This window comes from Caenimonas sedimenti (genome assembly GCF_007833165.1).
Lineage (GTDB): Bacteria > Pseudomonadota > Gammaproteobacteria > Burkholderiales > Burkholderiaceae_C > Ramlibacter > Ramlibacter sedimenti.
On the sequence record NZ_VOBQ01000003.1, the window covers coordinates 99,374 to 111,367 of the forward strand.

Genomic DNA, 11,994 nt, shown 5'->3' on the forward strand with positions numbered 1-11,994 from the left:
GTGGAAATCTGGCTACTCATCGGCCTCGGGCTGGTCACCATCGGCCTGCTGGTCGCGCTGCTGCTGCGCAAGCCACCTTCTCAGGACGGCGCACGGGCTGAACTGCTGTCGGCGAACGAGCGCCTGGAACGCGAGTTGCGGCGCGAGATCAGCGAGTCTTCGCGCGGCGCACGCACCGAGCTGACCCATACGCTCGCCACGTTCCAGGAGGCGCTGGTGCGGCAGGGCGCCGAGGCCACGCGGACGCAGAACGCGCAGATCGACGCCTTCGGTCAGCAGCTCGCGCTGCTGCAGAAGACGCTGAACGACACCCTGGCGCAGCAGCTCACGGGCCTGAGCGAGTCCAACGTCCGGCGGCTGTCGGAAGTACGCGCCACGCTGGAGCAGCAGCTCGGCGTGCTGCAGCAGACCAATTCCGCCAAGCTCGACGAGATGCGCAGGACGGTTGACGAGAAGCTGCAGACCACGCTGGACGCGCGGCTCGGCGAAAGCTTCAAGCAGGTCGCCGAACGCCTGGAGCAGGTGCACCAGGGCCTGGGGCAGATGCAAAGCCTGGCGCAGGGCGTGGGCGACTTGCAACGCGTGCTGACCAACGTGAAATCGCGCGGCATGTTCGGCGAGGTGCAACTCGAGGCGCTGCTGGAGCAGGTGCTCACGCCGGAGCAATACGGCAAGCAGGTCGAGACCAAGCCGCGCAGCAATCAGCGGGTGGATTTCGCGGTGCGCTTTCCGGGCCGTATCGCCGATGGCGAGCCGGTCTGGCTGCCCATCGATGCCAAATTTCCCCGGGACGACTATGAGCGCCTGCTCGATGCGCATGACCGCGCGGATGCCGTCGGCGTGGAGACGGCCGGCCGCGCGCTGGAGGTGCGCATCCGCGACGAGGCGAAGTCCATCAGCGAGGCCTACCTGGCGCCGCCGCACACCACCGATTTCGCGATCCTGTTCCTGCCGATCGAGAGCCTCTACGCCGAGGTGCTGCGGCGCCCGGGCCTGATGGACAAGATCCAGCGCGACTATCGGGTGACTTTGGCCGGCCCCACGACGCTGCTGGCCATGTTGAACAGCCTGCACATGGGCTTCCGGACCCTGGCGCTGGAGGAGCAGGCCTCGGAGGTTTGGCGGGTGCTGGGCGCCGTCAAAACCGAGTTCGAGCGCTATGGCAAGTGGGTCGAGGCCGTGAAGGACCAGATCCACAAGGCGGCCGACACGCTGGACAAAGCCGATTCGCGGGCCAAGCAGATGCGGCGCGCGCTGAAAAAGGTCGAGGCGCTGCCGGAGGCACAGGTCCAGGCCGTCCTGCCGCTGCTCGACGACAGCCACGATGACGACAGCGCCTGAGGGCAGCGGCTTCGGCCGCGAACTCGCGCGCCTCATCGCCGGCCACATCTTCCTGCATGCGTGCATGGCCGGCATGCGCATGGCGTCGCCGCTGTTGGCGCTGCGCGAGGGCTACAGCGAGGCGGCGGTCGGCGTCCTGCTGGCGCTCTTTGCGTTGACGCAGGTGTTCCTTTCGCTGCCCGCGGGCCGCTATGCCGATCGGCACGGCCTGAAGCGGCCGGTGGGTTTCTCCGTGATCGCCGCGACGGTGGGTGGCGCCATCGCGGTCGCCTGGCCGGTCTTCCCGGTCCTTTGCGTCAGCGCAATGCTGACGGGTGGCGCGACCGGTGCCGCCTCCATCGCGCTGCAGCGTCACGTGGGCCGCGCGGCCAAGACGCCGACGCAGCTGAAGCAGGTGTTCTCGTGGCTGGCCATCGGGCCGGCGATCTCCAACTTCCTCGGTCCGTTTTCGGCCGGACTGGTCATCGACCACGCGGGATTCCGCTACGCCTTCCTCTTGATGGCGGTGCTGCCGCTCGTGGCCTGGTTCTGGGTGCGCACCGCGCAGGAACTGCAGCCTCCTGCCGTTCCCGCCGGGGCGGGCGGGGACAAAGCCTGGGACCTGCTGCGCGAGCCCATGTTCCGCCGGCTGCTGATCGTGAACTGGGTGCTCTCGTCGTGCTGGGACGTCCACACCTTCATCGTGCCGGTGCTCGGCCACGAACGCGGCTTTTCGGCTTCGGTGATCGGGACGATCCTGGGCGCCTTCGCCATCGCCGCCGCGCTGATCCGCGTCGTGCTCCCGCTGGTGGCCGCGCACCTGCGCGAAGCCCGCATGCTGACGGGCGCAATGCTGGCCACCGCCGTGCTGTTCGCGGTCTATCCGTTCCTGCAGGGGCCCGTGCAGATGACCGTTTGTTCGGTGGCGCTGGGCGTGGCGCTCGGCATCGTGCAGCCGATGATCATGAGCCTGCTGCACCAGCTCACGCCGGGGCACCGCCATGGGGAGGCGCTGGCGATGCGCATGATGGCGATCAACGCATCCAGCGTGGCCATGCCCCTGCTGTTCGGGGCCGCCGGCGCGCTGGTCGGCGTCAGCGCGGTGTTCTGGGTCGTGGGCGCGGTGGTCGGCCTGGGCTCGCGCCTTGCCGCCGGGCTCACAGCCGATAGAACGTCCGGATGAGGTCCCACGCGACCTGGGGTTCGTCGGTGAACTGGAACAGGTCGAGATCGGTGGGCGAGATCACGCCTTCTTCCACCATCATGTCGAAATTATCAGCCGCTTCCAGTAATCGGTGCCGAACAGCACGATCGGGACCTGCCGGGCCTTGCGCGTCTGGACCAGCGTGATCACCTCGAACAATTCGTCCAGCGTCCCGAAGCCGCCCGGAAAGGCGACCAGCGCTTTCGCACGCATCATGAAATGCATCTTGCGCAACGCGAAGTAGTGGAACTTGAACGACAGGTCCGGCGTGACGTAGGCGTTGGCCGCCTCCTCCATCGGCAGCGCGATCGCCAGGCCCACGCTGACACCGCCGCTGTCGTGCGCGCCGCGGTTGGCGGCTTCCATGATGCCTGGGCCGCCGCCGGTGCACACGAAGAGCTTGTCGTGCGGTTCCTTCCCGGCGCTGTAGTCCGCCACGAGCCGGCCGAAAGCACGGGCCTGTTCGTAGTAGTGGGCGTTGCGTTGCAGGGCCTTGGCGCGGCGCACCAGCGCTTCGTCACCGCTCTTGCCGGCCGCGTCCACCATGGCCGCGGCGCCCTCGGGATCGCGGAAGCGGGCGCTGCCGAACACAACGATGGTGTTTTCGATGCCAAGGGCCTGCTGGCCGAGGTCGGGCTTGAGCAATTCGAGCTGGAAGCGGATCCCGCGCGTTTCGCGGCGCAGCATGAATTCAGGGTCGGCGAAAGCGAGGCGGTCGGCCTCCGGGTCCAGAGGCAGGCCCTCATCGGCATGGGCCTTCAAGGTGGCCCAGGCGTCGGCCAGCCGCCGGTCGTGGATGTTGCGGGTCGAAGACATGGCGTCATTGTGGACCCAATCACGGGCGCAACCCGGGGTGGAATGGCCGCGTTTGCCGCTATCCTTGAGGCAGGAGCCGGGCAACACAAGAGGGGACGAACACGTTGGACGACGCGGTGTATCACGTCGTGCTGGATGGGCAGATGGTGGGCCCCTACGACCGCCGCACCATCGTCGGCATGCGCATCAAGAAGACGCTGACCAGTGACCACGTGGTGGTCACGTCGGACGGCGTGCGGCTCTCCGTGGGGGACCTGCTCAAGAACCGGGACGCCGAGCAGGCATTCCAGGCGGATCGCAGCGGAACCTACTCGCTGGTGCAGGCGACCTACGTGGCCAGCCTGGTCGAGGTCGAGGGCCGCGGCATCGATATCCCGGAGTTCAAGGGCGAGATCGAGGCGCGCGTCCAGAGCGACGTGCTGCGCATCGCCGGCCGCTTCCGCCAGGGTCTGGGCTGGAAGGAGGACCGCATCAAGCTGCCCCTCGCCGCCATCGCCTATGCCCGCGTCCGCGGCAGCCTGGTGGACCTGTGGCTGCGCCGGGACGGCGAGCCGGGTTTCCAGACGGTCTGCCTGGAGCTGTTCACCCCCGAGTCAGCCGGTGAGTTCGTGGACTGGCTGCCCAGCGCGAAGCCGTGGCCGGGCTCGGCCGCGGCCGCGCAAGGCACACCTGCCAAGTCCCGCAAGATCGGGGCGGCACATCCGCTCCTCTGGGGCGCGGTCGTCGGCACCATCCTGGTCGTGACGGCCGTGCTGCTGTGGGTGCTGGCCCGCCACTGAATCGCGCTTCAGAGCGACAGCGCGAGCCCGATCGGAACGAAGACCACCGCCAGCGCATTCCCCAGCAGGATCATGGCGGCGACGCGCTCCGGCTCCTGCCGGTAGCGTTCGGCCAGCAGGAACTGCATCACCGCCGGCGGCAACGCGCTGAACAGGATCAGCTGGCCCTTGGCCTCGCCCTGCAGGTCGAGCATCCAGGCCAGCGGCAGCGCGACCGCGAGGCCGATCAGGGGGCGGGCGAATGCGCCCAGCAGGCCGCGCGGAATGTCCTCGCGCTTCAGCAGCGTGAGCCGCACACCCAGTGCGAACAGCATCAATGGCAGCATCGCCTCGCCCAGCAGCTTCATGCCGGTGAAGATGACGTCCGGCGGCCGCACGCCCGTGGCCGCGCTGGCGAAGCCCAGTGCGCTGGAGATCATCAGCGGGCTGAGCAGCAGGTCGCGCGTGCGGGCATGCGCGCTCGTGATGCGCGCGCCGAGTGAAAAATGAATGACGTTGCTGATTGAAAACAGCGCGACGGCGGCGCCGAAATGCGAGGGGCCGAACGCCAGCAGTGCCAGCGGCAGGCCCATGTTGCCGCAATTGGTGAACATCACCACCGGGACCAGCGTGCGCGGCTGCGTGTGGGTGAGGCGGGACAGGACCCACGCCACCGCACCGGTCGCCAGGATCAGGATCGCGCCGCCGGCCAGCAGCGGGCCGTAGTCACCGAGCCGGAATTCCTTGGCGGCCAGTGCCGTGTAGACGAGCAGCGGCGACAGCACGTCGAGCACGATGCGGTTGAAGGCCGTGAGGTCGGGCCGGGTGCGGCGCGCATAGGCGTACCCCACCGCCACGATCAGGAAAACGGGGATGATGACCTGCGCGATGCGCCAGACCAGTTCCATCAATGCCTTTCCGCCAGCCAGCGCAGCAGCGGTGCACGCGCGGTGGCCAGGTTCTTGTAAGCCAGGACGGCATCGGACATCGACGCGAGCGCGCCGTGCAGTTGCAGGGCCTTTGCCGGCGTGTCGACCACGGCGGCGAGCGGCTGCAGCATCACGCGGATGGTGAAGACTGCGCGGCGGCTGCCATCACCGAGGGGGAAGAAGGTCTGGCGCTCGGCCCGGAAGAAGCACTGCGCGGCGAAGCGGGACGGATCATTTTCGGCGGGCCATTCAGGGCGCGCGTGCCGCCCCGGATGCTGGTCGAAGCGGCCGCTGGGACTGATCGTCCAGACGAAGCGCTCCCATTCGCCGCCGCCGGTGACCAGTTGCACCAGCTGGCCGGCGGCTGCCAGCAGGGCAGGGTTGTCCGCGACGGGCGCGTGCACGGCCGCGAACGCCTGCCCCAGCTTGTCCTCCGGCGCCCAGTGCGACGGCACGCAGACGCAGAGCCAGGGCAGGGTGGTGTTCGTGCCATCGAGCAGGGCGAAGTCCTGCTCGAAGGCAAGTTCGGGTGGACCTTCATCCGCGGTGGCCAGGCCTTCGGTGCGGCCGCGGGCCAGGATGGCATCGACGATGGGGCCCTCATCGAACCCAGGCACCGCCAACCGCGAAGCGCCTGCATCGAACACGCGCTTCTTCTCGCGCCACATCGGGCTGCCGGCATCCAGCGCCGTCAGGTGCCTGGCCCCCGCTCCAAGCCGCCGCAGCCCGGGCTGCATGCGGAACGGAACGGCGATCTGGCCGAAATCGAAGGGCAGGGAAGGGGTGGAGGGCATGAAAAAGGCTCCTTGCGGAGCCTGGTTCGGTGCGGCAAGCGGCGCTCTCAGGAGCAGCCGTTCAGACGCGCCTCCGGTATTCGGCCGTGCGCGTGTCGATCTCGACCTTGTCGCCCTGCGCCACGAAGATCGGCACGCCGATCTCGAAGCCGGTGGCGATCTTCGCGGGCTTGAGCACCTTGCCCGAGGTGTCGCCCTTCACGGCCGGCTCGGTCCAGGTGATCTCGCGTTCGACGCTGGTCGGCAGCTCGACGGAGATGGCCTTGCCCTCGTAGAACACCACTTCGGCGGGCATGCCTTCTTCCAGGTAGTTCAGCGAGTCGCCCATGTTTTCGGCTTCCACCTCGTACTGGTTGTACTCGGAGTCCATCCACACGTACATCGGGTCGGCGAAATAGGAATACGTGCAGTCCTTCTTCTCCAGCACGATCTGGTCCATCTTGTCGTCGGCCTTGAAGACGACTTCGGTGGCCTGGTTGTTGAGCAGGCTCTTCAGCTTCATCCGCACGGTGGCCGAATTGCGGCCGCCGCGGGAGTATTCGGTCTTCAGCACGACCCACGGGTTTGCCGTGTGCATGATCACATTGCCGGCGCGGATTTCTTGAGCGATTTTCATGGGCGGTGTCTTGAGGTTCAGCCGCGGCGCGTGCAAAGGAGCCTGCACGGGGCGCCGCCGCCTGGACGGCGAAATTCGGCGGATTACTTTGGCGGATTACTTGCGTCCCCCGGAAACGGTTGTCACCCGGGCTGTAGCGCAAAGCTCTAGATTCTAACGCGGTCGCGGGCGAAGCGCAGGAGCCCCGCCGCCAGCTCTGGCAAAGCGTGAACCTTTCGCAGGGCCGCTTCCGCTGTGGCCTGCCAGCCGGAGGCCTCGAGCGCGGGCAACGTCGCCTCCCCCGTGGCATTCCAGGCCGCGTGAAAATTCCTCAGTGACGCGGGAGCTTCCAGCCAGTCGAGAAATGCGTCCAGCTTGGGAAGATGGGCGCCGTCCGCCTGCGGGTAAAGATGCCAGACCAGGGGGCGGCCGGCCAGCAGGCCGCGCACCAGCGAATCCTCGCCGCGGACGAAGTTGAGGTCGCAGGCCCAGAGCAACTGGTCGTAGCCGGCCTGCGTGAGCAGGGGCAATGCATGCGGGCGCAAGCGGCCGGCGGCGTTCCAGCCGGGGTGGGTCGCATTCAACCGGGCCAGGGCGGACGCGGCAGCGGCTTGCGCCCGCCCTGCCGTGATGAGCAACCGTGTCGCTCGTTCCTCCCTCGCCAGCGCGAGCAGCAGTTCCGGCAATGGGCCGGGCTCGTAGCAGAACAGGCTCATCAGCGAGTCTTCCGCTTGCGCTTCGATCCCCAGGGCGCGCAGGAATCGGTCGCGATCGAAGGCCGCCCGGCGCGCCGCCAAGTCCTGCTCGCGCAGCAGGCCCCCCGTGCGCGCGCTGAATCCCGGATAGAAGAAGAACTTCGTCAACCCCGCGCCCGGCCCCTGCACCGGCGACGGCAGCCCGTGGCTGCGCTCCACGTAGCCTTCGGCCGAGAGATATTCCAGGTTGATCCACACCGGCGCCGGCCGGGCTGCCGCCATCGCGCCGACAAATCCCGGCGGCGGGTCGCAGCCGAATGCTTCGATCACGACGTCCCCCGGTTCCGGCACGGGGGACGAAGTGTTCCACGGCACGACCGTCACTCCGGCGTGGCCGCCCGGCGCCATCCATTCCAGCGCGGACGGATCGTCCAGCCACAGCCTGACCGACTCGCCGCGCGCCGCGAGTTCGGCGGCCAGGCGCCAGCAGACGCCCACGTCGCCATGGTTGTCGATCACCCGGCAGAAAAGGTCCCAGCGCATGTCGCTCGGATAATAGTGCGCATGGTGCAAGTGCATTCCGACGAACTGCTGGCGCAAGTGGCGGCCCTGCCGGCGCTGCCCGGCGTCTACCGCTATTACGACGCCGACGGCGGCGTGCTCTACGTGGGCAAGGCCCGGAACCTGAAGAAGCGGGTGTCCAGCTACTTCCAGAAGAACCACGGCGGCACCCGCATCGGTCACATGATCGGGAAGATCGTGCGCATGGACACGACCGTGGTGCGCTCGGAAGCCGAGGCGCTGCTGCTCGAGAACAACCTGATCAAGACGCTCGCGCCGCGCTACAACATCCTGTTCCGCGACGACAAGAGCTACCCCTACCTGAAGATCACCGGCGCCCCTGACAAACAGGGCTTCGATTCCAGTGGTGGCAAGCCCGCCCCCTCAGCCGCGGTCTTCCCGCGCGTGGCCTACTACCGCGGCGCCGTCGACCGCAGGCACCGCTACTTCGGGCCGTACCCGAGCGCCTGGGCGGTGAAAGAGTCGATCCAGTTGCTGCAGAAGGTGTTCCGCCTGCGGACCTGCGAGGACACCGTGTTCGCGAACCGCGCGCGGCCCTGCCTGCTGTACCAGATCAAGCGTTGCTCCGGCCCCTGCGTCAACCTGGTGACGCCGGACGACTACCGGCGCGACGTGCTCCACGCGGAAGCCTTCCTGCGCGGCGACACGCAGGCCGTGCTGGAGAGCCTGGAGGCCAGGATGATGGCGCACGCCGAACAGCTGGAGTTCGAGCAGGCGGCGGAGCTGCGCAACCAGATGAGCGCGCTCTCCAAGGTGCTGCACCAGCAGTCGGTCGAGACCGTCTCCGACAAGGACGTCGACATCCTGGCCGTGCAGGTGCAAGGCGGCAAGGCCTGCGTCAACCTGGCGATGGTGCGCGGGGGCCGGCATCTTGGCGACCGCGCGTATTTCCCCAGCCACGTCGAGGACGCGGCGGCGGTGCAGGATTTCGACGATGCCGCCGACGCCGTGGCGGCGCAGCCGGTCGAGGTACAGGTGCTGGAGGCTTTCATCGCGCAGCACTACCTGGGCGTGCCGGTGCCCGCGGCGCTGATCACCAGCCACCCCGTGGCCGACTCGCTGGTCGAAGCGCTCAGCCTGCAGTCGCAGGCGCGCGTGGCGGCAGTGCACAACCCGCGCGGTCAGCGGCGCCTGTGGCTGGAGATGGCGCAGAAGAACGCCGGCCTGCAGCTGGCGCGGCTGCTGGCGGAGGAAGGATCGCAGCAGGCCCGCACGCGCGCGCTGGTGGAAGCGCTGGACCTGGCGCCGGACCATCTCGACACCTTCCGCGTCGAATGCTTCGACATCTCGCACACGGCCGGCGAAGCGACGCAGGCCTCCTGCGTGGTGTTCCATCACCACGCCATGCAGAACCGCGAATACCGCCGCTACAACATCGACGACATCACGCCCGGCGACGACTACGCGGCGATGCGCCAGGTGCTGAGCCGGCGTTACGCGAAGCTGGCCCAGGCCGGCCGCGACACGCCCGATGCGACGCCTCCGGAGGAACTGGACGTGCCGGCAGGCGAGGAGCAAGCGGTAGAGGCTGTGCAGGAGGCGCCCGGCGCAGCCGTGCCTTTGGTGGCTGAGCCCGCGGTGGAGGCGGCGACGGCGGCACCGGCCGCGCCGGCCAAGCGCGCCAAGCCCGGTGGCGGCGGCAGCGCGCAGCGCCTGCCGGACCTGGTGCTGGTGGACGGCGGCCGCGGGCAGGTCAGCATGGCGCGCGAAGTGTTTGCCGAACTCGGGCTGGACCTGTCGGTGATTGTCGGCGTCGAGAAAGGCGAGGGCCGCAAGGTGGGCCTGGAGGAACTGGTGTTCGCCGATGGCCGGGAGAAGGTCTACCTGGGCCGCGATTCGGCGGCACTGATGCTGGTGGCCCAGATCCGCGACGAAGCGCATCGCTTCGCCATCACCGGCATGCGCGCGCGGCGCGCCCGGGTGCGGGTGGGCGGCAGCCAGCTGGAAGAGATTCCCGGCGTGGGCGCCAAGAAGCGGGCCCGCCTCTTGCAGCGCTTCGGTGGCGTGCGAGGGGTGGCGGCCGCGAGCGTGGAAGACATCGCCACCGTGGAGGGCATCTCGCACGAACTGGCCGAGGAAATCTACCGCGCGCTGCATTGAGCGCGTGGTCCTCAGATGGATTCGTCCAGCAGCTTCATCCAGGAAAAGGTGTTGGACTTGTAGCGCAGCACGCCGAGGTAGAAGCTGCGCAGCAAGGCGGGGAGCGCTTCCTTCGGCACCGGGTACTGCATGAGCTTGGGGCTGTAGATCCGCATGCCTTCGGGATGGCTGGCCGGCCGGTACGGGCAGGCGAAGCGCAGGACGAGACTCTCCCGCCCCGACAAAGTGCCGCCGCCATAGAGGTGCAGGGCGAGCAGCAGGGCGTCGGTGCGGCCGGTGGGCAGGTTCGCGTAGCCGTCGTAGGCCAGCACCTGGAAGATCGCATTGTCGGGATTCGCCTGCATCCTCTCATCCGCCGCGGCGAGGATGCTTTCCTGGTCGCCGTGGAACGAAAAGTCCACGAACGTCGCCGTCCCGTCGGCGCCCGGAACGAGGACGGTCGGCGCCAGCGACGCGCCGCCTTCCATCATGAACATGCCGTGCGCTGCCAGAAAGCCGGCCTGGTTCACGCCCTTCTCCAAAATGGCGCTGATGTTGGCCGGGGCTTCGTCGGACGCATGCAGCCGCCGGATCGACACCATCGGTGGCGACGCTTTCTGCTGGATCTGGCCCGCCAGCCCGCGGAAATTGCGCTGCGGCTTCTCGCCGAACAGCAGCTCGGTGGCGATGCCCAGCGGGAAATAGATCTTGTCGTCGATGACGCAGCCGAACGCCGTCTCGAACTGGGGCTCCAGTTCCGGAAACTGCGTCTTCAGTTCATCGAAAGACAGCCAGCGCAGAGTGAGGCCGCAGCTGTGGGCGATGGTGGAGCCCGCATAGTAGGCCGTCCAGCGCAGGAAGTTCTGCGTGTTGATCCGGTTCACGAAATCCGCGTACTCGGGCGCCGCCTGCTTGCGGATGGCCCGCAGCAGGTCGTCCACGCGTTCCAGGCTGCCGATGCTGAAATCCGGCGCCAGCTCCTTCAACGCGTCGATGAAGGCCAGCCCGCCATTCACCTCGCCGGCCCCGCGCCCCGCATGCAGGAACTGCCGGCAAAGCACGTTCTGGTCCGTTTCCTGCGGCGCGACACGTGCCACCAGCCGTTCCACATAGGCCCGGCAGCTGACCTGGACGTCGGTGCCGAACAGGCCGTCTTCCACCACGCCGAGCGGCACGGCCACGCTGCCGCCCACGACGCCGATGATGCGCGACCACGGCGCCTCGGGCGGGCGCGCCTGTTCCGGCAGGCGCTCCTGCGCCTGCGCGTTCGTCATCCAGTCCACGGTCGTCTGGCCGAGGCGTGCCACCGTCTCCCCGAGGTAGAAAGCCAGCAGCAGGTTGAAGTTCGCGGTGCCGGGCTTCTCGGCCCAGGATTCACGGGTGGGCCGGGTCCGCGTGCGGATCTGCGCGAGCAACTGGTCGATGCGGTCCAGGCTCTCCAGCGAGCCGTCGAGCCGCGCCTGCCGGAGGGCTTGCCGCAGGGCCAGCCCGCCAGGCACCTCGCGGCTGTCGTCCAACGCGCCGAGCAGCTGCTTCGCGGCCTCGTTCATGTCCATTCCCGCCTTCACTTCCGATGGCGGATTTATAGCCTAGGAGTCTGCGTGGCGGAGAAACGGCAGACGCCTGCGCGCGCGTGTCAGAATCGGGCCTCATGTTCTTCACGATCCCGACCATCCTCACCTGGACGCGGATCATCGCGATCCCGCTGCTGGTGGGCGTGTTCTACCTGGGGCTTGCGCATCCCGTGCAGAACCTGATCGCCACGGTCATGTTCGTGGTGTTCGCGCTGACCGACTGGCTTGACGGCTACCTGGCGCGCAAGCTGAACCAGGCCTCGTCGTTCGGCGCCTTCCTCGATCCGGTGGCCGACAAGTTCCTGGTGTGCGCGTCGCTGCTGGTGCTGGTGCACCTGCAACGCACCGATGTGTTCGTGGCGCTGATCATCATCGGCCGCGAGATCGCGATCTCCGCCCTGCGCGAGTGGATGGCGCAGATCGGCGCGTCCAAGAGCGTGGCCGTCCACATGCTGGGCAAGGTGAAGACCACCATGCAGATGGTGGCCATCCCCTTCCTGCTGTTCGACGGCGTGCTGTTCGGCGTGATCGACACCGGCATCTGGGGCACGGGCCTGATCTGGATCTCCGCGGTCCTGACGGTCTGGTCGATGGTCTATTACCTGCAGAAGGCCTTGCCGGAAATCCGCAAGCGCGTGAAGCACTGAG

General features: G+C 68.0%; 10 protein-coding genes and 1 pseudogene. 5 read left to right on the top strand and 6 right to left on the bottom strand.

Translation table 11 applies throughout. The features are described 5' to 3' along the window. Together FN976_RS03645 and FN976_RS03650 are read left to right on the top strand one after the other, a co-directional pair. Positions 1 to 1,341 carry a DNA recombination protein RmuC gene (locus FN976_RS03645; RefSeq protein ID WP_145891090.1) on the top strand — a complete coding sequence of 447 codons (1,341 nt, stop codon included), beginning with the start codon at positions 1 to 3 and terminating at the stop codon, positions 1,339 to 1,341. Next, on the top strand, positions 1,325 to 2,503 hold the full coding sequence (locus FN976_RS03650) for an MFS transporter (RefSeq protein ID WP_145891092.1): 1,179 nt from the start codon (positions 1,325 to 1,327) through the stop codon (positions 2,501 to 2,503). The genes FN976_RS03645 and FN976_RS03650 overlap by 17 nt, the downstream gene beginning before the upstream one ends. On the opposite strand, the pseudogene FN976_RS03655 reads toward FN976_RS03650, so the two are convergent. Then, positions 2,478 to 3,340, bottom strand: a pseudogene (locus tag FN976_RS03655) (LOG family protein). The gene FN976_RS03650 and the pseudogene FN976_RS03655 overlap by 26 nt on opposite strands. A 104-nt stretch (positions 3,341 to 3,444) precedes the next feature. Between FN976_RS03655 and FN976_RS03660 the strand changes: the two are divergent. Next, on the top strand, positions 3,445 to 4,119 hold the full coding sequence (locus FN976_RS03660) for a hypothetical protein (RefSeq protein WP_145891094.1): 675 nt from the start codon (positions 3,445 to 3,447) through the stop codon (positions 4,117 to 4,119). A gap of 8 nt (positions 4,120 to 4,127) precedes the next feature. Here FN976_RS03660 and FN976_RS03665 read toward each other — a convergent pair whose 3' ends face one another. The 4 genes from FN976_RS03665 to earP all read right to left on the bottom strand — a co-directional run bounded on the left by FN976_RS03665 (position 4,128) and on the right by earP (position 7,654). Beyond that, complete coding sequence (locus FN976_RS03665) at positions 4,128 to 5,006, bottom strand: AEC family transporter (RefSeq protein WP_222432770.1); 879 nt, start codon at positions 5,004 to 5,006, stop codon at positions 4,128 to 4,130. Next, a complete protein-coding gene (locus tag FN976_RS03670) occupies positions 5,006 to 5,821 on the bottom strand; it encodes a heme-dependent oxidative N-demethylase subunit alpha family protein (protein ID WP_145891096.1) in 816 nt (271 codons plus the stop codon). Before FN976_RS03670 ends, FN976_RS03665 begins: the two co-directional genes overlap by 1 nt. A 61-nt stretch (positions 5,822 to 5,882) precedes the next feature. After that, positions 5,883 to 6,437 (bottom strand): elongation factor P, encoded by a 555-nt coding sequence (gene efp, locus FN976_RS03675; protein WP_145891098.1) that lies wholly within the window; start codon positions 6,435 to 6,437, stop codon positions 5,883 to 5,885. A 146-nt stretch (positions 6,438 to 6,583) separates the two neighbouring features. Next, a complete protein-coding gene (gene earP, locus FN976_RS03680; RefSeq protein ID WP_145891100.1) occupies positions 6,584 to 7,654 on the bottom strand; it encodes an elongation factor P maturation arginine rhamnosyltransferase EarP in 1,071 nt (356 codons plus the stop codon). Positions 7,655 to 7,675: 21 nt separating this feature from the next. Here earP and uvrC point away from each other — a divergent pair, with 21 nt between their 5' ends. Beyond that, positions 7,676 to 9,793 (top strand): excinuclease ABC subunit UvrC, encoded by a 2,118-nt coding sequence (gene uvrC, locus FN976_RS03685; RefSeq protein WP_145891102.1) that lies wholly within the window; start codon positions 7,676 to 7,678, stop codon positions 9,791 to 9,793. 11 nt (positions 9,794 to 9,804) lie between these two features. Here the strand turns inward: uvrC and FN976_RS03690 are convergent, their stop codons facing one another. Beyond that, positions 9,805 to 11,328, bottom strand: coding sequence for a hypothetical protein (locus tag FN976_RS03690; protein WP_145891104.1), 1,524 nt, complete (start codon positions 11,326 to 11,328; stop codon positions 9,805 to 9,807). A gap of 95 nt (positions 11,329 to 11,423) precedes the next feature. On the opposite strand from FN976_RS03690, the gene pgsA reads away from it, so the two are divergent. Further along, a complete protein-coding gene (gene pgsA, locus FN976_RS03695; RefSeq protein WP_145891106.1) occupies positions 11,424 to 11,993 on the top strand; it encodes a CDP-diacylglycerol--glycerol-3-phosphate 3-phosphatidyltransferase in 570 nt (189 codons plus the stop codon). The last annotated feature ends 1 nt before the right edge of the window (position 11,994 follow it).